This window comes from Nocardia sp. NPDC050710 (assembly GCF_040654375.1).
In the GTDB taxonomy this organism is placed as follows: domain Bacteria; phylum Actinomycetota; class Actinomycetes; order Mycobacteriales; family Mycobacteriaceae; genus Nocardia.
This window is the reverse complement of the sequence record NZ_JBFAHV010000001.1, coordinates 297419-316916: the sequence shown is the minus strand read 5'-3', so window position 1 is coordinate 316916 and position 19498 is coordinate 297419. Positions and strand designations below refer to the sequence as shown.

Annotated in this window: 20 protein-coding genes; 8 read left to right on the top strand and 12 right to left on the bottom strand. The window is 66.8% G+C overall.

The features are described 5' to 3' along the window. Positions 1–3 precede the first annotated feature (3 nt). Complete coding sequence (locus AB0H61_RS01430) at positions 4–402, top strand: nitroreductase/quinone reductase family protein (protein WP_357297803.1); 399 nt, start codon at positions 4–6, stop codon at positions 400–402. Between the two features lie 226 nt (positions 403–628). On the opposite strand, the gene AB0H61_RS01425 is transcribed toward AB0H61_RS01430, so the two are convergent. Continuing rightward, positions 629–2104, bottom strand: coding sequence for an FAD-dependent monooxygenase (locus tag AB0H61_RS01425; RefSeq protein ID WP_357297800.1), 1476 nt, complete (start codon positions 2102–2104; stop codon positions 629–631). A gap of 87 nt (positions 2105–2191) precedes the next feature. Here AB0H61_RS01425 and AB0H61_RS01420 point away from each other — a divergent pair, with 87 nt between their 5' ends. After that, entirely contained in the window at positions 2192–2836 is a 645-nt protein-coding gene (locus tag AB0H61_RS01420; RefSeq protein WP_357297798.1) for a TetR/AcrR family transcriptional regulator C-terminal domain-containing protein, read from the top strand. A 19-nt stretch (positions 2837–2855) separates the two neighbouring features. Here the strand turns inward: AB0H61_RS01420 and AB0H61_RS01415 are convergent, their stop codons facing one another. Then, the gene (locus AB0H61_RS01415) at positions 2856–3350 is read right to left on the bottom strand and encodes a MarR family transcriptional regulator (RefSeq protein ID WP_357297795.1); all 495 of its coding nucleotides are present in this window, start codon (positions 3348–3350) and stop codon (positions 2856–2858) included. Positions 3351–3462: 112 nt separating this feature from the next. Between AB0H61_RS01415 and AB0H61_RS01410 the strand changes: the two genes are divergently transcribed. The 5 genes from AB0H61_RS01410 (at position 3463) to AB0H61_RS01390 (ending at position 6959) form a co-directional block, all read left to right on the top strand. Then, positions 3463–4104, top strand: a complete 642-nt coding sequence (locus tag AB0H61_RS01410; RefSeq protein WP_357297792.1) for an NAD(P)H-binding protein — start codon at positions 3463–3465, stop codon at positions 4102–4104. Between the two features lie 12 nt (positions 4105–4116). Then, the gene (locus tag AB0H61_RS01405) at positions 4117–4323 is read left to right on the top strand and encodes a hypothetical protein (RefSeq protein ID WP_357297789.1); all 207 of its coding nucleotides are present in this window, start codon (positions 4117–4119) and stop codon (positions 4321–4323) included. A gap of 10 nt (positions 4324–4333) precedes the next feature. Next, positions 4334–4495 carry a hypothetical protein gene (locus tag AB0H61_RS01400; protein ID WP_357297786.1) on the top strand — a complete coding sequence of 54 codons (162 nt, stop codon included), beginning with the start codon at positions 4334–4336 and terminating at the stop codon, positions 4493–4495. Between the two features lie 236 nt (positions 4496–4731). After that, on the top strand, positions 4732–5352 hold the full coding sequence (locus tag AB0H61_RS01395) for a TetR family transcriptional regulator (RefSeq protein ID WP_357297784.1): 621 nt from the start codon (positions 4732–4734) through the stop codon (positions 5350–5352). After that, a complete protein-coding gene (locus tag AB0H61_RS01390; RefSeq protein WP_357297782.1) occupies positions 5349–6959 on the top strand; it encodes an FAD-dependent monooxygenase in 1611 nt (536 codons plus the stop codon). The genes AB0H61_RS01395 and AB0H61_RS01390 overlap by 4 nt, the downstream gene beginning before the upstream one ends. 41 nt (positions 6960–7000) lie before the next feature. On the opposite strand, the gene AB0H61_RS01385 is transcribed toward AB0H61_RS01390, so the two are convergent. The 9 genes from AB0H61_RS01385 to AB0H61_RS01345 all read right to left on the bottom strand — a co-directional run bounded on the left by AB0H61_RS01385 (position 7001) and on the right by AB0H61_RS01345 (position 16621). After that, complete coding sequence (locus tag AB0H61_RS01385) at positions 7001–7645, bottom strand: DUF3558 domain-containing protein (protein ID WP_357297780.1); 645 nt, start codon at positions 7643–7645, stop codon at positions 7001–7003. Between the two features lie 22 nt (positions 7646–7667). After that, a complete protein-coding gene (locus AB0H61_RS01380; RefSeq protein WP_357297777.1) occupies positions 7668–8057 on the bottom strand; it encodes a hypothetical protein in 390 nt (129 codons plus the stop codon). A gap of 194 nt (positions 8058–8251) precedes the next feature. Continuing rightward, positions 8252–10378, bottom strand: coding sequence for an MMPL family transporter (locus AB0H61_RS01375; protein ID WP_357297774.1), 2127 nt, complete (start codon positions 10376–10378; stop codon positions 8252–8254). Further along, positions 10375–11589, bottom strand: coding sequence for a peptide synthetase (locus AB0H61_RS01370; protein WP_357297772.1), 1215 nt, complete (start codon positions 11587–11589; stop codon positions 10375–10377). The genes AB0H61_RS01375 and AB0H61_RS01370 overlap by 4 nt, the downstream gene beginning before the upstream one ends. A gap of 19 nt (positions 11590–11608) precedes the next feature. Beyond that, positions 11609–12652 (bottom strand): NAD-dependent epimerase/dehydratase family protein, encoded by a 1044-nt coding sequence (locus tag AB0H61_RS01365; RefSeq protein WP_357297770.1) that lies wholly within the window; start codon positions 12650–12652, stop codon positions 11609–11611. After that, the gene (locus AB0H61_RS01360) at positions 12649–12927 is read right to left on the bottom strand and encodes a hypothetical protein (protein ID WP_357297768.1); all 279 of its coding nucleotides are present in this window, start codon (positions 12925–12927) and stop codon (positions 12649–12651) included. Before AB0H61_RS01360 ends, AB0H61_RS01365 begins: the two co-directional genes overlap by 4 nt. A 52-nt stretch (positions 12928–12979) precedes the next feature. Further along, positions 12980–14656, bottom strand: a complete 1677-nt coding sequence (locus AB0H61_RS01355; RefSeq protein WP_357297765.1) for a fatty acid CoA ligase family protein — start codon at positions 14654–14656, stop codon at positions 12980–12982. Continuing rightward, positions 14653–15561, bottom strand: coding sequence for a hypothetical protein (locus AB0H61_RS01350; RefSeq protein WP_357297763.1), 909 nt, complete (start codon positions 15559–15561; stop codon positions 14653–14655). Before AB0H61_RS01350 ends, AB0H61_RS01355 begins: the two co-directional genes overlap by 4 nt. Before the next feature lie 10 nt (positions 15562–15571). Beyond that, the gene (locus AB0H61_RS01345) at positions 15572–16621 is read right to left on the bottom strand and encodes a 3-oxoacyl-[acyl-carrier-protein] synthase III C-terminal domain-containing protein (RefSeq protein WP_357297761.1); all 1050 of its coding nucleotides are present in this window, start codon (positions 16619–16621) and stop codon (positions 15572–15574) included. Positions 16622–17257: 636 nt separating this feature from the next. On the opposite strand from AB0H61_RS01345, the gene AB0H61_RS01340 reads away from it, so the two are divergent. Then, positions 17258–18751 carry an NAD(P)/FAD-dependent oxidoreductase gene (locus AB0H61_RS01340; RefSeq protein WP_357297759.1) on the top strand — a complete coding sequence of 498 codons (1494 nt, stop codon included), beginning with the start codon at positions 17258–17260 and terminating at the stop codon, positions 18749–18751. Here AB0H61_RS01340 and AB0H61_RS01335 read toward each other — a convergent pair. Beyond that, on the bottom strand, positions 18748–19449 hold the full coding sequence (locus AB0H61_RS01335; protein WP_357297757.1) for a TetR/AcrR family transcriptional regulator: 702 nt from the start codon (positions 19447–19449) through the stop codon (positions 18748–18750). The genes AB0H61_RS01340 and AB0H61_RS01335 overlap by 4 nt on opposite strands. Between the last annotated feature and the right edge of the window lie 49 nt (positions 19450–19498).

Sequence of the window (19498 nt, the reverse complement as noted above, 5' to 3'; positions counted from 1 at the left end):
TATATGACTTCCACACCCAATCCGTGGCGGCTCCGGCTCGACCATGCCTTCCACCGTCGCATCGCCAATCCGATCACCACCCGCATGCGGGATCAGATCCTGCTGGAGACCACCGGCCGCAAATCCGGACAGGCGCGCCGTACGCCGGTCGGTGGACGGCGGGTGGCCGACCAGTTCTGGATGGTCTCCAACCATGGTGACCACTCCGACTACGTCCGAAATATCAAGGCGGACCCCGCGGTTCGAGTCCGCATCAAGGGGCAGTGGCATCACGGCACCGCCCATCTGCTTCCGGACGACAATGCCATCGCCCGCCTGGCCACTCTGCCGCGCATGAACAGCACGATGGTCCGCGCCTTCGGCACCAATCTGCTCACCATCCGCATCGATCTCACACACTGACGGGCCGTCGGAGCGGGGGAGCCGAGTATCGCGATCAGGTGGTTCGGCGCAGTGTCTCGTCCATCCGGAGCGCAGCGACGCGCGCGACGATTTCGTCACCGGCCTGAGCGTCCACTGTTCCTGAAATATCGCAGCAAGCTGTAGGTTTCGTGCGAAAATGTCCGCCCAGGCCGGATTCTCGGGCCCCGGGTGCCGCCCGCGCCGAAGCGTTCGGGGCTGTGCCCCGTCAATCCGCGGGGCCGATCCAGGTGGTCAGCGCTTCGATCAGCCCCTCGTCGCCCGGCTGATCGGTCACCCACGCCGCGTAGCCGTCCGAGCGGATGAGTACGGCGGCGGGAACCTCGATATCGCCTACGCCGGGTACGGTCCAACGGTCGGTCCGGCTGTGGGCCTCGACGATATCGACGCGGTCCTCCCATCCGGCGATATGCCGAATTCCGTTGCGGCAGAGCAGAACCGGCTTGCCCGCGCGTAGCAACTCGCACACACGGGTGTCGCCGTCATCGGTCCGCAGGTCGACATCGGGTACGCGGCGGCCCGCGAGCGGGTGCTCGCCCTTGGTGTCGTAGCGGATATCGAGCGCGGTGATCATCGCGCCGAGCCGGTGCCGCACCGGGTCCATGTCGATCAGATCGCTCATGATGTCGCGGAGCGCGTCGGCGTGCGCGCCCGCGCGGGAGAGGGCAGTTTGGGCGCGGGTGTTGTGCAGTACCCGCGCGGCGATCGGGTACCGCTCGGCCTCGTAGGTGTCGAGCAGATCTTCCGATGCGGTGCCTCGTACGGCGGCGGCGAGTTTCCAGCCGAGGTTGACCGCGTCCTGCACGCCCAGGTTCAGCCCTTGGCCGCCGGCCGGATAGTGGATGTGGGCGGCGTCCCCGGCCAGGAACACCCGGCCGACGCGGTACCGGTCGGCTTGGCGGGCCGCGTCGCCGTAGTGCGACACCCAGCGGGGACTGTGCATGCCGAAGTCGGTGCCCGCGATCTCGGCGAAGTTGGCGCGGAAATCATCGAAGCTCAATTCGGTGCCGCGCTCGAGGACGCGATCGTGCCGCTGGACCACCAGCCGGTACCAGCCGGGCTGGAACTGGATCGCCGAGAAGTCACCGGCGCCGCGGCGCCGTCCGAAGAACGGCTCCGAGGGTGGGTCGGCCAGTTCGACATCGGCCAGCATCCCGGTCATGGTCGCGTCGGACCCGACGAAGTCGATGCCCGCGAGCTTGCGCACCGCGCTGCGCCCACCGTCGCAGCCGACCAGGTAGGACGCGCGGATCAACCGCGGACCGTCGGGTCCGCCGAGTTCGACCTCGACGCCGTCGCCATCCTGCCGGATTCCGGTTACCGGTGCGCCCCATCGCACCGGTGCGCCCAATTCTTCGGCGCGGCTGTCGAGTTCGCGCTCGATCACCGACTGGAGGACGGCGAGCGTGTAGGGGTAGCGGGTGTCGAAGTCGGCGAAATCCAGCGGCAGCCCGCCGAAGTGCCCGGCTTGAATGGGGCGGCCCTGTGGGAGCAGACGATCGAGGAGTCCGCGCTGATCGAAGATCTCCATGGTCCTGGCGTGGATGCCGCCCGCCCGTGACTCGCCGGTGCGTGCGGGCAGTCCGTCGACCACGGTCACCGCGATTCCGGCGAGGCGCAATTCGCAGGCCAGCATCAGGCCGGTCGGTCCGGCTCCGGCGATCACCACATCGGTCGTGTCCATGACTGTGTCCTTAACACCGTTAAGTGATTTAACGTTGTTAAGGAGACCAGAATATTGTTAAGGTGTCAAGGATGAAAGGAGGGCACGGTGAAGCTTGATGCCCGGGTAATCGCCGAGGCCGCGCTGGGGCTGCTCGACGAAGTCGGTCTGGACGGACTGACCATGCGCAAGGTGGCCGCCGCACTGGATGTGCAGGCGCCCGCGCTCTACTGGCATGTCAAGAACAAGCGCGATTTGCTGGATGTGATGGCGCAATCAGTCTTCATCTCCGCGGTCGACGGCATCGAAGCGCCGCGACAGGGTGAGGACTGGCAGGACTGGCTCGTCGGGCTTACCGCGCGATTACGCCACGCGATGCTGCGCTACCGCGACGGAGCGAAGGTGTTGGCCGGGACCTACATCAGCGACGAAGCCATGTGGCGCACTGTCGAATTGACATTGCGCACGCTCGAGGACGCGGGCTTCGGAATGCCCGAGGCGGGTCGTATCTTCCCGATCCTGTTGCACTACACCGTCGGCTACGTCATCGAAGAGCAGTCGCGAACCGGCGCGGAATACGGCGACGACAATCCCTATCGACCGGAGCGGATCGAACTCATTATCGACGCCGAGCGCTACCCACGCACCGCCCGGATGGTGGCCGACGTATTCGACGCCGACTTCGACACGGAATTCGAGCACGGCCTGCGCGTTATTCTCGCCGGGATCCGCGCCACCGCAGCTGAGAGATGAGTCTGTGAAGGTAGGCGAATCAGATTGTGTCGCCGAGAGATTCGAGCAATGTGCGCAGGGTAGCGGCCAGCCGTGCCCGTTGGGTGGGGGAGAGCGGGGCCAGTAGCCGCTCCTCCGTGATGACGTGATCGGGGAGGGCCGCATCGATGAGGGTGCGGCCGGTATCGGTGAGTGCCACCTGGATACCGCGGCCATCCGATTCGCTGCGGGTTCGGATGACCAGCCCGCGTTCCTCGAGGCGGTCCAGGCGCTGTGTGATGGCGCCGGAGGTGACCATTGCCGAGTGCATGAGCTCGGTGGGGGTGAGGCTGTGCGGTGGGTCGCTGCGGCGCAGGGTGGCCAGTACATCGAAGGAGGCGGCGTCGAGTCCGTGTGCGGCAAAGGTTTTCCGCATTTCCGCGCCCGTCAGCAGTGAGAGCCTGCTCAGGCGGCCCAGTACGGCCATGGGGGAGACGTCGAGGTCCGGTCGCTGACGTGCCCATTGGGCCAGTACCTGGTCGACGTGATCGGTCACTGCCGCAGCTTAGCGGATACCTCAGCGGTGAGGTATCTCATAACGGGATTTTTCTTAGCGTTGAACTATGTTCCTTAGTGCTGAGTAATCGACGCTTCAGGAGGTAGGGATTATGCGCATCACGGTGTTCGGCGCGGCGGGTGACGTGGGACGGCGGGTTGTCGCGGAGGCGCTGACCCGCGGACACGAGGTGACCGCGGTGGTCCGCGATCTCGCCAGAGCGGACGGCGTGCCCGCGGGCGCGACGATTCGGACGGGCGATGCGAGTAATCGAAGCGATGTCGAATCGCTCAGTGCCGGACAGGATCTCGTCATCACCGCGACTCGTCCGGGAGTCGGCCGGGAATCGGAGCTGCCCGCCGTCACGGCGGTGCTACTGGCCGGTCTGGCCCGGACCGGGGTGCGACTGCTGGTGGTCGGCGGCGCGTCCACCCTGCTGCTGCCCGGCGCGGACGGGCTGACATTGCACGAATCACCGGATTTCCCGGCCGAATTGCGGGCAATCGCGCAGGCGTGCGCCGAACAGCTGGCGCTGTGCCGGACCGAAACCGTCGCGGAGTGGGCCTATGTGAGCCCGCCCGCCGAATTGGTCCCGGGTGTGCGCACCGGCGTCTACCGGTTGGGCGTCGACGAACTGCTCGCCGACGCCAATGGTGACTCGACCATCTCCATGGAGGATTTCGCGGTGGCGCTGCTGGACGAAGCCGAGCGGCCCGCGCATCGGCGCATCCGATTCACCGTCGCCGCAGCGTAGGTCGATATCCGCATGGAGCAGACCGTCGTCACGCATCGCGGTCCAGATGGCCGCGATAGTGGCCTGGGTTTCGCCGCGGCCCGCCTTGGCGGCCGCGGCGATGATGGGCGCGGTCGATTCGGCCTGACCGGCGACGGCGATCGGTGGGGCGAGGCGTTACATCATGCGGGCAGCATTGTCGGCGTAGATCCGGGCGCGCTCGTGCAGGGGGGTGCGTGAAAATGCGCCGGTGCCATTCACGGTCGACCAGTGGCACCTCGGCGGTATCGCCGACGATGGCCACGCCGATGGCGCGATTGAGCAGTTCGGCCTTGGTGCCGATCCGGACGTAGACCGTGCGTTCGCCGACCGCCGCATCGTCGGCGATCGCGGCCGGGGTGGTGGGGTATAGCCGTCGGTCAGGAAGCGATCCAGGCTCGGCTACGAGGTCGACGCGGAGTTCGCCGAGAATGGTGCGCTAGCCGGGGTGGCGCAGCGCCATCCGAATGGCCGACCTGACTTCGCCCTCCGTCTCGATCCCGAAAAAGCCTTGGCGGCAGCGGGATTCGACTACTTACAAGGGGAAACAGAATAAACCTGCCGAAAAGGCAAACTTGCCTGATCGGCAAAAATTGCTAGCATGGGTGCATGCGAGAGCCCATCGGATTGCGGGAACGCAAGAAGCGGGAAACCCGGATCGCGTTGAGCGCGGCGACGATCCGGCTCGGCGTCGAGCGGGGTTGGGCGAATGTCACCATCGAGGACATCGCGGCGGCCGCCGACGTTTCCGTGCGGACCTTTCGTAACTACTTCTCGAGCAAGGCCGAGGCGGTCGCGTCGCGCCATGTGGCACGGATGGAACAGGTCGCCGCGGAACTGCGGCGGCGACCGTCCGAAGAGCCACTGTGGGAGGCGATTTCGGCCGCGGTGCGGGATAGGTTCGCACTGGGCGCGGACACCGATGCCGACGCGCCCGGCGATCGGCGCTGGGCCGAGGGGATCCGGCGGATACTGGCCGAGCCCGCCGTACAAGCCGCGGTACTCGCGGCGAGCGCGACCGCGCAGCACGCACTGGCGGCGGCGATCGCCGAACGTACCGGCACCGATGCCGTGGAGGACCTCTATCCGAAACTGGTCGCGGGCGCCGTCGGGGCGGCATGCTCGGTGGCCATCGAACACGGCCTGAGCACTGATCCACCGCTGGCGGTGTTGCCTTTGCTCGACGACGCGCTCGAGCAGCTCGCCGCTGGTCTGCCGGTGCCGAAATGAAGGAGAACTTCGCTGTGACCCCGGATGTCGTCATCGTCGGAGCGGGTCCGGTCGGGCTCATGCTCGCCATCGAGTTGGGCCTGGCCGGGATTCGGCCGATCGTGCTGGAGCGGCTGTCGGAGCCCAGTACGGAGCCGAAGGCCAACGGCCTGGTCGGACAGATCGTGCCGATGATCGATCGGCGCGGACTGTACGAAAGCCTCAGCGGCAGTAAGCGACCGCCGCAGCCGAATTCGTCCTACTTCATGTTCTCCGCGCTACCGCTGGATCTGAGCCGGCTCGAGCAGAGCCCGGTCTACAACCTGCCGGCGCCGCAGCAGCGCATTGTGCAGGTGCTGGAGCAGCGTGCCGTGGAACTCGGCGCCGAGATCCGGCGCGGCAGTGAGGTGGTCGGGCTCGTCGCCGGTGATGACACTGTCACGCTGCGGGTTTCGGATGCCACGGGCATGCGGACATTGCATACCCGCTACCTCGTCGGCGCCGACGGGGGACGCAGCGCGGTACGCAAGCTGTCCGGGATCGACTTTCCCGGCGTCAGTTACGACGGGAGGATCACCCGCACCGTCCACGCCACCGTTCCGGCCGAATGGGTCGATCCCGGCACGGGTGAGCTCGTGGTCCCCGGATACGGCCGCATCCGGCCGTTCCTCCCGCTGCGCACCGAGACCGGGGGTTTCTCGTACGCGCCCTTCCCGGGGCATCCGGCACTGGTCAGCACCACCGAATGGCAGAAGCCGGAGACGGAGGAACCGATGACTCTCGCCGACATGCGCGCGAGCATCGGCCGGGTGCTCGGCGTCGACCTGCCCCTCGCGCCGCCGTCGGGCGACGGACCGCACGTGCTACGCCGGATGGTGGGCGGCAATACCCGGGTGGCGGCGGCCTTCCGGAACGGGCGGATCTTCCTGGCCGGAGACGCGGCCCACGTGTTCGCCAATGGCGGTGGCCCCGGATTGAATGTGGGCCTCCAGGATTCGATGAATCTGGGCTGGAAGCTGGCGGCCGAGCTGCACGGCCGCGCACCATCCGGGCTGCTCGACAGTTACGAACATGAACGCAGGTCGGCGGCGCGGCGCACGGTGATGTCGTCCCAGGCCCAGTCCGCGTTGATCGCACCCGGCAGCGATGTGACCGCCCTGCGTGAACTCTTCACCGAATTGCTCGACGACACGGCGACGATCGGCCATCTGGCCGAGCTGATCGCGGGCTCCGACATCCGTTACGCCATGGGTGAATCCGCGGCACACCCGCTGGTCGGCCGTTGCGCCCCCGATCTGGAGCTGATCACGGCCGCGGGTCCCGTGCGGCTGGCGGAGTTGACCCGCACCGCACGGCCACTACTGCTCGACCTGACCGGCGACACGACACTGGCCGAGGTGGTCGCGGGATGGCGGGACCGGGTCGACGTCATTGCCGCCCGCCCCGTCGCACCCGACTCCGGGATCACCGGGCTGTTGCTGCGACCGGACTCCTACGTGGCATGGGCGAGCGCCACGACGCATCCGAATGCTGTTGAGCGAGAGTCACTTCGGGCCGCCATGGAACGGTGGTTCGGGGTCGGCGGGGTGGATCGCGAGGTACGCGACACGGTGGGTTCCGTGCACTGAACCGTGGGATCGCCGGCTCGGGCCGCGTCGGATGTGCCCGGTCAGCTCCCCGCTGGGAGTAGCGGAACCACCGCCTCGGCGATCTCGGTCGCGTTATCGCAGGGGGTGAGCTTGCGGGGGTGCACGCCGCGCGGATCGTCGACGAGGATGTACAGCGAGCCGGACTTCATCTCCACATTGACGGTGCAGCCGCCGGGCACATCGGGGCGAGCCTCGTAACGCATGGCTTTTCGGCCGCCCACGGTGATATCGGCGGCGGTGGGGAACTTCTGCCGGATATCGGCCAAGGTCCCGTTGGTCGTCTGAACGACGAAGGTGTAGCGAGCCTGCGCGAGATAGGCACAGCCCTGCCAGGTGAACCCACCGGTGCTGGTCTGCTTCGGTTCCGGCGTGCGGGCATCCCACCGGTGTTGCGCCAGGAACTGCGGGGTCAGCGCGGTGCAGGGATCGAACGCGGCGGATGCGTTCGAGGTCACCGGTCCCGAGGTGGTCGCCGAGGACGGTGTCGTGGTGCCGGCGGCCGACGTGGTGGGCGCCGATGCGTCACCGTCGCCGCAGCCGGTGGCCAACGCCAGCGCACCCGCAATGACCGCGCCGCTGAGAGCTATCCGGCGTCGTACCGTCGGCGCGCTCATGCCTTCGCCCCGCTGACGCTCGGCTCCGGCGGGTGCGACTCGCGACAGCATCCGATTCGCGTACTCCCTCCGCTCATACGCGGATCTCGCGAATCCGGCGGGCGAAATCCTCGTCGGTGCGCTCGTAGGTCTCGCGAATGGTGTTGAACAGCGCCTGGATCTCGGTGGCGACGGTGATGTACTCGCCGAGAGTGTCGTAGGCGCTGTTCGGGCCGCCGAAAGCCTTCTCCCGGAACAGTTTCACCAACTCGACGGCCGACCACAGGCGGGCATGGTCCTCCCCGAGCCCCCAGTACTCCTTCTCACCGAGTGACCGGGCGTCCAACTGCGCCACCGTCAATTCATCGATGAGGGTCTGGCAGGCGGCATCGAGGTCGATGAAGACCTGCGGTTCCATCCGCACCTTCAACGCCCCCGACTTCGCGTCCTCGATGTACGCCCCGAACGGACTCTCCTCGGCCATACCCGGTCGCCCCTTCCCCTAGTCGCGTCTGCCCATAGTGACGTGCGTGCCCCGAAACCGGTTCCATCGAAACACAGATCTGTCCGGATATGTTGGGCAATTCGCCGACATATGCGCTGTGGGGCCGGTCCCGCGTCCGAAATACCGAGGCCGCCCCCGAACGGCCTCGGCATTCGGCCGATCGTGACCCGGTGTCAGAGGGTCGCGGTGGCAGCGTGTTCGGACTTTTCCAGAACCGTGGCCGGTTGCCGCTTCGGCCGCCTCCCGCCGGGCAGCCACCAGTTCGCCGGCCCCATCAGTTGCACCAGCGCCGGCACCAGCAGCATGCGAACCAGGGTGGCGTCGATGATCAGCGCGATGATCATGCCGAGCCCGAGGAAACGCATGGGTGTGAGCGGGGAGAGGGTGAAGGCGCCGGTGACGAAGATCAGCAGGACGGCCGCGGCGGTGATGACGCGCGCGGTTTTCACCGTACCGATGCGGACCGCAGCGGCGGTGTCGGCGCCCGCATGATGCGCCTCCACCATGCGGGACAGCAGGAAAACCTCGTAGTCGGTGGACAATCCGAAGACCACGGCGATGATGAGCACCAGCATGCCCGCCGCGATCGGCCCCTGGCTGACCCCGAGCGGTCCGGCGAAGTGCCCGTCGTAGAAGATCCAGGTCAATACCCCGAAAGTGGCGGCGAGACTGAGAAATGCCATGGCCACGGCCTTGATCGGCAATATGATCGAGCGGAAGGCCGCGAGCAGCAGCAGTACCGTCGCCAGCACCATGGCCAGGATCATCAGCGGCATGCGGTGCACGATGGAATCGACGCTGTCGAGTGTGGCCGCCGTATCACCGCCGACCCGAATCGTGGTGCCCTCGGGCGGATCCAGCGCGCGGATCTCGCGGACCGCGGCGGTGGCGGCCTCGCTGCGGTCGGTCGCGGTGAGGAAGGCGTGCAGCACCACGAAATCACCGGTGCGACCGACCTGCATGACCGAGCGCACCCCGGGCACCGCACCGATATCGTGGGTGGCCGCGTCCACGGCGGCCGACTGCGGCGGGGTCCCGTCGTCGCCGCGCAGCACCGCGGTGACGCCGCTGGATGCCGCCGGGAAGGTGGCGGTGAGCTCGTCCACCGTCGCCCGCATCGCATTACCCGCAGGCAATGCCCGGTGATCGATATCGCCGAGCCGGATACCGAGCAGCGGCGTCGCGAGCACGAGCAGTACCGCACCCACCGCGATGGTGACGGTGCCGGGCCTGCGTAGCACCGCATCCACCACCCGGCCCCAGAACTGTTCGGTGCCCGCACGCGTCCGAGAGCGACCGATCCGCGCGCCGAACAGCGCCAGCATGGCGGGCAACACAGTGAGCGAGAGCCCGGCCGCGAGCGCCACCGCGGCGATCGCGCCGAACCCCAGTGAACGCAGCACCGCCTGCGGATAGACGAAGGCGCCCGCGAATGCGCAGATCAGCAGCAGCGCCGAAAAGGCAACGGTGCGACCGGCGGTCGTGCAGGTCCGTTCGACCGCCGTGGGCACATCACGACCGGCGCCGATCTCCTCGCGGAAGCGGGTTACCAGGAACAGGCCGTAGTCGATGGCCATACCGAGGCCGAGCAGTGAGGCGATATTGGCCGCGAAGGTGCTCACCTGGGTGAATTCGGTGAGTACGCGCAGCGCGCCGAGCGCGCCGAGAACCGATAGCGCGCCGACGGCGACCGGTAGCGAGGCCGCGACGATCCCACCGAAGACCAGCACCAGGATCAGCAGTGTAATGGGCAGCGAAATCGATTCCGCCAGAACCAGATCGTGTTGCGATTGGCGGGTGATCTCGGTGGACAGCGCACTGTAGCCCGAGAGCTTCGTGCTGATGCCGGGAACCCGCAGTCCCGCTTCGATATCCGGGTAGGCGGCGAGACGCTGATCGTCGTCGCCCGCGGTGAAGACCACCGCGACGGCCTGCCTGTTGTCCGCCGAACGCAGGTACTGGCTGCGCAGCGGCCCACTGTTCCAATAGGTTTCGATCGGACGCTGGAGCAGCGCGGGATCGATCCGGGCGACGGCCTGCTGCACCCGCGGGCCGATATCGTCGAGCGTCTGCCCATCCGGTGCGGTGTAGAGCGCGATCACATCGGGGTTCTGCGCGCCGAAGTGATGCTGCACCAAGCGATCCACCAGCGCCGATTCACTGTGCGGATCGGTGAACCCGGACGCGCTCACCTTCTCGGTGACATCGGCCCCGAACAATCCGAGCAGCAGCATCAGGCCGACGACGACGGCCAGCACCGAACGGGGCCGAGCGATGACGATCCGAGCCCAGACGGTCATCGCGCGTGGTCCGTACCGTGACCCCCTGGCGTGACCGGCGACTGCTGCTCCAGCGTGCTGACGATCCGATCCAGCAGCGCCTCGAGCCGATCCTCCACACCGTCACCGTTGCGTGCCGACACCCCGAGCTCGATGCGTCCGCCGGATTCCATCATCCCGAACAACAGTGGCATCGCGACGCTGTGCTGCGGCAGTACCTGAACCGACGTCGGCCGGAACCCGGGCACCGTCAGATCTTCGAGGTCGAATCGGCCCATATAGGAGACCGTGGCGGAGGCCAGGTTCCGGCCGTACCGGGAACCCAGCCGGTTCAGCGCCCGCAGCAATGCGCGATTGGCGGAGTCGGGGATGCTGGTGAGTTTCGCGGCGGCCATCTGATTCAGCTCCCGCCGTTCCCGCAGCCCCGTCTTGATCTGTTCCTTGACCTGCGTCCAGTCCTGTCCGGGCTCGACGTCGAGGAACAGTGGAAGCGCAAGATTGGCGGTGGAACGCAGCTCCGGAGTGTGCCTGCGCAAATCCACCGGCATCATGATGCGCGACGTGCCGGGTGTCTGCGCAGCCAGAATCGCTGCGACCTTGGCTACCGCACTGGCCCCGGTGGCGTGAATCGTGCGTTGCCGCAACAGATGCCGGTGCGCACCGGGCATCTGCCTGCCGTATCCGACCGCGGCGCGGTACTTCGGCACCATCAGCGCGGGCCTGCCGGGCGCACCCACCCGGCGCACCAATTCGACGTCGGCGACCGCATCGGGTTGTGCGATCGGCTCCTCGCCGCGCAGCGCACGGAAGAGGTTGGTCATCCACAGCGACACGCCCATGCCGTCCATGACGCCGTGAAACACCCGGAGTACCAGGGTGGTCGGCTCGGCCGTGAGCAGCAACACCTCGGCGGTGGCCTCCGGGGTCGGTCCGATCGGGCTGGTGAGCACCGGATCTGCCTCGAGATCCGGATACCGGATGGTGTGGCCGTCCACCACGCGCACCGCGGGTGCGATGCGACCGTCCACCCACACCCGTCCTCGGCGGATCAATCGGGCCCCCGGGGTGACCCCGGCAGCGACATCGATCGCGCGGCGCAACTCGTCCGGCTCGATGGTGCCGACGCCGGAGATCGCCACCTGCATCAGGAATGGCGGAGCGAGCTCCCGCATCGGGAAGTACATACGCTCGGTCGGCGAGATCGGCCGACGGAAGACGGTATCGTTGTTCATGGTTGCCTCCGGTGCCGGATCATCGCAGGGTTCTGGTGAGTTCGACGGCCCCGCCCTCGGCGGCGAGCCAGGTCAGGAAGCTCGTCAGGCCCGTGGTGCGGTCGATTACCGGCCGGTACCCGAAATCGCGGGCGGCGGCGCCGGTGTCATAGGTGGCGCTGCGCGTCATCAACGCGACGGCATACCGCGACAACGGCGGTGACCACCGCGTCGCGACATACGGTATCCGCCAGACGGTTTCGATGATGTTGACGATCGCCGTGAGCACGCGCGGATTCGGCTGCCGGGTGGGTCGCGGGTAGCCGAGTTCGGTGGCCACCTCGCCGAGGAATTGCCACACATTGGTCTTCTCGGCATCGGCGACGAAATAGGCCTTGCCGCCCACCGCATCCGAGGCGGCCGCCTTCACGCACGCGTCGACGATATTCTCCACATGGCACAGCGAGGCGTAGATATCGCGGCCATAGGAGAGATCGGGCAGCTTACCGACCGCCGTACGGCCGAGCAGTCGCACGATCGGGCCGGAACGGTCGCCCGCGCCCCAGATCGCGCGCGGTCGCAGTGCGCAGGTGGTGAATTCGGCGGTGTTCGCGGCGAGGACCGCGCGCTCGGCAGCGGCTTTCGTCTCGGAATAGAGATTCAGATAGCGCCGCGGGTAGGGCAGTGACTCGTCGACGTCGAGCAGGTCGCCGCCGTCGTAGTCCATCATCGCGCTGGGGCTGGAGATGAATACGAAGCGCGACGCTCCGCCGCGCCGGGCGGAATCCAGCAGCCGCTCGGTGGCGCGTACGTTCTCCTCCCAGAACTGATCCCGGGTGCCGCGCTCGTCGACCCGGGCGGCACTGTGGAACACCACATCCACGCCGCTGGTCGCCTGGATCAGCGAAGCCGGATCGGCGAGATCGCCGTAGACCAGTTGCACAGCATCGCGCGCCGGGCCCAGATCGGTCAGATTACTGGTGCGCCGCACCAGAATCGACACATCGTGTTCGCCGTCGGCCACCAGGCGGCGCACCAGCGCCCCGCCGAGGAATCCGGATGCGCCGGTTACCAATACCTTCATCGATCGACCTCCTGGGTCGCCCAGTATGTGATGCCGAAGATTTGGGTCAGGACCGCCGTCTTCCATGGCGAACGGCCCGTGCCCCGGGCGGCACGCAGCGCCGCCGGGATCTGCGCCGCGTGCACCACGACGCTGAGAAATAGATCGATCCACCACACGGCCCGCAGGAACCGGTTCCGCGGCACCCGATCCGTGGCCACGGCCAGTACACCACCACCGAGATAGAGCCAGCCCAGTACCGGGATGGACCGCAGGGCAGTCGTTTTCGTGGTCATGATCGCGCTCCTGTCTGCCGCGCCACCGGATTCGCGGACCATGCGGTGGATGTCATCGGGGTCGGACCTCCAGCTGCCGGGTCGCCCATTCGGCGAGCTGTTCGCGGCCGATCTTGGCGTTGTGCCGGATGTCCACCGGGAACTTCGGATGCATCAGGAATTCCGAAACCGGCTTGGTCAGTTCGAATTCGGCCGCGCGGGTGCGCAGCTTCAGCTCGACCGACATGGCGTCGGCGCCGGGCTGCAATTCGACGCACAGCACCGGTTTCTGAGCTCCGCGCGGACCGACCCCGACCAGCGCGGTGCGGGCCACCCCCGGCACCGTATTGAAGACCTGCTCGACCTGCACGGTGAACATCGGTCCGGTCGCGGTCTGGACCCGCTGACTCTTGCGCCCGCAGAACCAGATCCGTCCCTGGTCGTCGATCCAGGCAAGATCACCGGTGCGATGCCAGATCACGTCGCCGTCCACGATCTTGCCCGCGGTATTGGCTTGTTCCGGCCAGTAGTAATGGGTACTGACATTCGGACCCGAGACGACGAGTTCGCCGATGCCGTGGGTGGTTTCCAGCTCGTCGGCCAGTGCCTCGACCCGGTCCCAGGTGGGCAGCGGGTCGTCGGTGATGGCCACCAGCTCGGCCCTCACCCGGTCGGCGGGGCGCCCGATACAGGTGCCGTCGCCGCGGTGAGCGCGTTCGACCAGCCCGCCGAAGAGTTCGCGAGACTCGATGGTGGACATGGGCAATGCCTCGGTCGAGCCGTATCCCGCGAAGATCTGCACATCCTCGGTGAGCTGCTCGCGCAGCCCGGCGATACACCAGTCCGGGACGGGCGCGCCGCCGGAGTAGATGCTGTGCAGGGTCTTCAGCTTGTTCGGCCGCCGCTTCAGGTGGCGCAGTAGCGGAATCAGCACAGCGGGGGAGGCGAACATGGTCCGCACCCCGAATTTGTCGATCGCGTCCACCACGTGCACCGGGTCGGTGGACCCGACCTTGCTCGGGATCAACGGCGGAAGTACACAGCGCGATCCGAGCAGCAGATCCAGGATTCCGACCAGCGGCAGTGTGATCAGCGAGGTCCCCGGCGGGATGTGCCCGCGCGTGGCATCCACTTGCTCGACCATCGCGGCCAGATTGCCGTGGGTGAGTTCGACCGCCTTGGCCGGACCCGTACTGCCGGTGGTGAACCCGATGACGAGCACATTGTCGAGGGCGGCCGGGGTGCGCGCGGACAGCATGCCCGCGGGTCGGGTGCCCCATTTCGCGAGGCTCTCGCCGCGCCAGAACCAGCGCTTACCGACGGTGACGGCCGTGCGCACCTTCCGGAAGCTGCCGCGGAACAGCACTCGCAGCGCATGCGCCTGCGGGATCCCGATGAACGCCTCGGCCTGCACCGCGCGCAAGCAGCGCAACATCTTTCGCACGCCCATGCCCGGGTCGATGACCACCGGCGTCGCGCCGATCTTCATCAGCCCGAACATGATCGCGTAGAGCTCCGGACTCGGCAGCACCAGCACGATGGTGCGGGAACCCGAGCCGACACCCGCCGCGGTCAACCGCTCGGCAATGGCATCGGACCATTCGTCGAGCTCGCGGTAGGTGATGTGCCGGTAGGCCGGCAGGCCGTCGGGGTTCTTCCCGGCCGGGAAGATCACCGCTTCGCGGTTCGGTTCCGTGCGCGCGAACGCACGGAACCGGTCGACGGCCTGCCAGTAGGTTGCCAATGTCACTCGTGGATCCCTGTGGTCGCGGGCAACCGGTACAGCACCGCCGCCGCGGACGGGCCCGACCCGGCCGCCACGAACAGCACCTGCGTGAAGCCGCCGAGCGAATCCTCGATCACGGCACGGTGATAGGCCAGCGGGAGCGACGCGGTATGGGGGTCGCCCTCGGACAGATCCGGCGTCCGCACCGAATCCTGGCTGATGCCGAGCGCATCGGCCAGTAGCTTCGGGAACTGCGGGGTCGGGGTGGAGGCGATCAGCGCGATGCCGGACAGATCGGTCACCTCGGACAGTGCGGCGCGTGCCGCGTCCAGGGCGACGGCCAGCAGCCGATCCTCGAAGTCCGGGTCCCGCTCGATCGTCATCAGGCCGCGCCCGACCGCGCCCATGGTCGCGGTGTCGACGTAGGCCTCCACCGCGGGGCTGCCCTCGGCGGCGGCCGTGTGCACCCGGCCGAAGCCGTCACCCTCGTCGGTGTGCTCCAGCAACAGCGCGGCGCCCACCGTGGCGTACGGGAAGTCCTCGGTGGCGACCGCGGTGGTGAGCGAGGGGTGGGTGTCGCCGGAGACGACGAGTACGTGCTCGGCGCTGGCGGTATCCAGGATCGAGGCGGCGACCTGCACCGCGTTGAGCACGCCCACCGCGCCGTTCATCAGGTCGAAGGAGAAGGTCCGCGGATCGTCCTTCGCGTACTCCAGGCCGATGCCCGCCGCCTTCTGGATCAGCGCGGAGACGGCCGGTTCGACGGTGTTGGAGTCACGGAAGATGCCCGCGTTGATGAGCACGCCGACCTGGTCCGGGCGAACCCCGACCCGCTCCAGGCTCTTTCGTGCGGCGCGACCGCTGTTCTCGACAATGCTGTTGGTGTCGCTCGCGCGGCTGATTCCGGTGGATTTGATACGCACGCCCATGACAGAACCCCTAGACCTTCAGCGACGAGATGGTGGTGGACACGAAACCGGTGACGATGCCGGAGGCTGCGGGAACCATCATCAGCTTTGATCCCGCCGGCAGGGTCTGCTGGCTCAGCTGATCGTGCAGCACGATGAAATGCGAAGTGGTGGAGGTATTTCCGTACTTCTCGATGACCCGCAGATCCGGCGGCATCGGGCTGCCGAACTCGCGTTCGCAGATGGCGTTCATCCACGGAATCGCGGCGGCGCCGAACTGGTGGTGGATGACATAGTCGAACTTCTCGTCGGCGAAGGTGCGTCCGCGCGCCTCCAAGAAGGTGCGCTGCGCATCGGTGCCGAGCAGGAACCGGTCCTCGTTGTGCATGCGGCGGTTGTCGGTGTACAGGGCGACACCATTGGACTTGCCGCTGGGCATGCCCAGGCACAGGTGCGAGTACTCCGAGGCCGTCATCAGCTCGATGTAGTGGATCTTGTCATCGTCGTCGACGGCCTCGTCCAGCACGACCGCCGCGGCCGAATCGCCCACCGACAGCGATGCGAACTGTAGATCGTATTTCTCGGAAATTTCGTTGACCGCGGTATCGGCAATCGGAGTAATTGCCTCACCGCTCACCACGAGGCCGTTTCGAACGGCGCCCGAGCGAATCATCCGATCGAGGATGTAGGTGCCGGTGAGCATTCCGGCGCAGGCATTCGAAACATCGAAAGCAATTGCGTTCGGGGCGCCGAGGCGGCGCGCGATGGAGCCCGCGAACGACGGCTCCATGTACATACGGGTGGCGTTCTTGCTTCGCGTGATGGAGGTGGAGATGATCACGTCGAGGTCCTTGGCCTCATACCGTGACCTGGAGAGACAGTCCTCCGCGGCCTTCATGGCGAGCGCGAACGAATCCTCGTAGCTCTCCGGTCGAGTGTCGTGCACCCGGCGTTCTTTCACGCCCGTGATCTTTTCGAGATCGAACGAAGGAGCCTGCTTCAAGCGGGACAGCAACTCCTGGGTGGTAACGACATTCGAGGGGAGATAGGCGCCGATGGATTCGAATCGAGAATGCGACACGTGAGCTCCTGGAAATCGTTGTCAGATACGGTTCCGGATCTTCTCTGATCGTCGGTGGATCGGAACACTACCCGACAGTAACTACGAATGGGTATGCACAGTTTGTGGCGAATCCTTCTGGGACAGTTGATGATCCGAGTTGTGTGTGTCGTTGGGTATCATCAACTGGTCACCGGTCCGCAATAGCCGCTCGATATGGCCATGGGCCGTCGACTCCACCCGTTGTCGCCGTGTTTCACAGTGGTGCGGGGTGCGGGCAAGCGACCCGATAGTTGGCTGGCGAACTATTGGCTAACTATTGTCCGAGTTAGCTGGAAGGGGTTCGTTCCGTCCGGTGTATCCGTCCGATGTGAGTGAGCTCACTCCGATTGTCGGGCTAGCGGACCGGTCGGTTTCACATATTGGGACGAAAGCCCTGTGGTCCGAACGGCAAAGGGCGTGAACAGAATTCGGCAATGTCGAACGGCCGCACTGGCGGTTTTGCCGACCTGTCCTGGGCGGACCCGCGTCGGCGGCAACCGGCGGGCGATTAGGCTGGAGGTACTTCCGATCGGCGCCGCACGGTGCGTGCCTGGCTCCGCGCCACGGATTCGCCGCGCGCGTTCCGATCGGCCCGACCACGAAGGATGACGATCGATGACGACCGCTGGCGAGCATGTTGACGTGCTCATCGTCGGTGCCGGGCTCTCCGGCATCGGCGCGGCATACCACCTGCGGCAGGCGTTTCCACGGCGTAGCTACGCGATCCTCGAGAGCCGTGGCGCACTGGGCGGCACCTGGGACCTGTTCCGGTACCCGGGGATTCGCTCCGACTCCGATATGTACACCCTCGGCTACCGATTCCGGCCGTGGCTGGGGGAGAAGGCGATCGCCGACGGCGACACCATTCTCGACTACGTGCGTGACACCGCCGTCGAAAGCGGGATAGACCGGCACATCCGCTATCACCACCGGGTGCTCGCGGCCGACTGGTCGTCGGCCGAGAATCGGTGGACCGTGCGGGCCGAGCGCACCGATACCGGCGAAACCGTCACGCTGACCGCCGGATTCCTGCTGTCCTGTGCGGGCTACTACCGCTACGACCGGGGCTATACCCCGGACTTCGCGGGCGTCGACCGATTCCCCGGGCCGGTCGTGCATCCGCAGCACTGGCCCGCCGACCTGGACGTCGCCGGCAATCGGGTGGTGCTCATAGGTAGCGGCGCCACCGCCGTCACCCTCGGCCCGGCGCTGACCGAGCAGGGCGCACACGTCACCATGCTGCAGCGCTCGCCGAGCTACATCATCTCCGCGCCGGTCCGCGACGGCCTGGCCACCCGGGCGCGGAAGTTGCTGCCGCCCAAGGCCGCCTACGCGGTCGCGCGCGCCAAGAATGTCGCACTGGCCACCGCGATCTACCAGTTGAGCCAGCGCTATCCGGACGGTATGCGCAAGCGTATCCGTGGGTGGCAGCAGCGCTGGTTGCCCGCGGGCTACGACATCGACACCCACTTCACTCCCCGCTACAACCCGTGGGACCAGCGCCTGTGCCTGGCGCCCAACGGGGACTTCTTCCGCGCGATACGTAGAGGCACCCTCGACGTCGTCACCGACACCATCGAGACCTTCACCGAGACCGGCCTGCGGCTGACTTCCGGCGCCACCCTGGATGCCGACATCATCATCACCGCAACAGGTTTGAACCTACTCGCCTTCGGCGGCATGGAACTCACGGTCGACGGCACACCGGTGACGATGGCGGACCGGATGGCCTATAAGGCCATGATGCTGTCGGATGTCCCCAATTTCGTCTTCGTCATCGGCTACACCAACGCGTCGTGGACGCTGAAGGCCGATCTGGTGAGCGAATATACGGTCCGGCTGCTGCGGCATATGGACGAGCACGGCTACACGCGCTGCGTTCCGGTGCGCGACCCGTCCGTCGGCCCGGCTCCGCTCTTCACGAATTTCATGCCGGGCTATGTGGTGCGCGCCGCGAAAGACTTTCCGATGCAGGGTGATCGGTCGCCGTGGCGGTTGCGCATGAACTATGTGCGCGATCTGTTCACGCTGCGCCACGGCAAGTTGACCGACGGCGCGATGCGCTTCGAGCGGGCGCGGCGGCGAGACCCGGTACCGGCCGCGGATTAGGGCTGGGGCTCGGCCGGGGACGATCGGACAACCGCGATGCTGGTCAGCAGGCGGGCGGCATGGTCGTCGAATCGGTCCCGTGACACCGCGATCGTGCCGTCCAGCCACGGGCGGTACAGGTAGGCGAGCGACCCGAAGATGGCGTTCGCGTTGAGGACGCTGTCCAGCTGATCCGGTGCGGGCGTGCGGTAGTCGCCCGCGCCGATGGTCAAGGCGATGGGCGCGGTGAACAATTCGATGAGTTCGTTGCCGCGCGCGGCCAATGCGGGCGTCGCCTGCGATTCCACGAACATGATCCGGCCGCGGCGGCGGTCCTCGATCAGATAATCGGTGAACGCCGCCACGCAGTGGCGGAACATGAGCGCGCGGTCGATCGGTGCGTCGGTCAGCGCGTCGAGCAGACGGTCGCGGGCCGCGAGCACCACGGTCTCGAGCACCGTGGTGAGCAGCGCGTCGAGGTTGGGGAAGCTCTCGTAGAAGTACCGCTCGGTGAGCCCGGCCTGGCGGCAGATACCGCGCATGGAGATCCCGGCGGCGCCGATGGTGGCCATCAGCTCGATACCCGCCTCGATCAGTTGTTCCCGGCGCGCGGTGATCCGCTCCGCGGGCTCCAGTCCGCGCCAGCGGCGCATGCCGGGCGAGGTTTCGTCGGATTCGGCGACCATGGCGCCGATCCTCTCATATCCATAAGTTGACATCACTCGATGTTGACATCACTTGATTTCAAAAATACATTCGTCCCTGTTC

Bases quoted from the DNA above. Each gene is read 5' to 3' on its own strand.
- AB0H61_RS01430 (WP_357297803.1), top strand. From the start codon at position 4: ATGACTTCCACACCCAATCCGTGGCGGCTCCGGCTCGACCATGCCTTC.
- AB0H61_RS01425 (WP_357297800.1), bottom strand. From the start codon at position 2,104: ATGGACACGACCGATGTGGTGATCGCCGGAGCCGGACCGACCGGCCTG.
- AB0H61_RS01410 (WP_357297792.1), top strand. From the start codon at position 3,463: ATGCGCATCACGGTGTTCGGCGCGGCGGGTGACGTGGGACGGCGGGTT.
- AB0H61_RS01405 (WP_357297789.1), top strand. From the start codon at position 4,117: ATGGAGCAGACCGTCGTCACGCATCGCGGTCCAGATGGCCGCGATAGT.
- AB0H61_RS01395 (WP_357297784.1), top strand. From the start codon at position 4,732: ATGCGAGAGCCCATCGGATTGCGGGAACGCAAGAAGCGGGAAACCCGG.
- AB0H61_RS01390 (WP_357297782.1), top strand. From the start codon at position 5,349: ATGAAGGAGAACTTCGCTGTGACCCCGGATGTCGTCATCGTCGGAGCG.
- AB0H61_RS01385 (WP_357297780.1), bottom strand. From the start codon at position 7,645: ATGCTGTCGCGAGTCGCACCCGCCGGAGCCGAGCGTCAGCGGGGCGAA.
- AB0H61_RS01380 (WP_357297777.1), bottom strand. From the start codon at position 8,057: ATGGCCGAGGAGAGTCCGTTCGGGGCGTACATCGAGGACGCGAAGTCG.
- AB0H61_RS01375 (WP_357297774.1), bottom strand. From the start codon at position 10,378: ATGACCGTCTGGGCTCGGATCGTCATCGCTCGGCCCCGTTCGGTGCTG.
- AB0H61_RS01370 (WP_357297772.1), bottom strand. From the start codon at position 11,589: ATGAACAACGATACCGTCTTCCGTCGGCCGATCTCGCCGACCGAGCGT.
- AB0H61_RS01365 (WP_357297770.1), bottom strand. From the start codon at position 12,652: ATGAAGGTATTGGTAACCGGCGCATCCGGATTCCTCGGCGGGGCGCTG.
- AB0H61_RS01360 (WP_357297768.1), bottom strand. From the start codon at position 12,927: ATGACCACGAAAACGACTGCCCTGCGGTCCATCCCGGTACTGGGCTGG.
- AB0H61_RS01350 (WP_357297763.1), bottom strand. From the start codon at position 15,561: ATGGGCGTGCGTATCAAATCCACCGGAATCAGCCGCGCGAGCGACACC.
- AB0H61_RS01340 (WP_357297759.1), top strand. From the start codon at position 17,258: ATGACGACCGCTGGCGAGCATGTTGACGTGCTCATCGTCGGTGCCGGG.
- AB0H61_RS01335 (WP_357297757.1), bottom strand. From the start codon at position 19,449: ATGTCAACTTATGGATATGAGAGGATCGGCGCCATGGTCGCCGAATCC.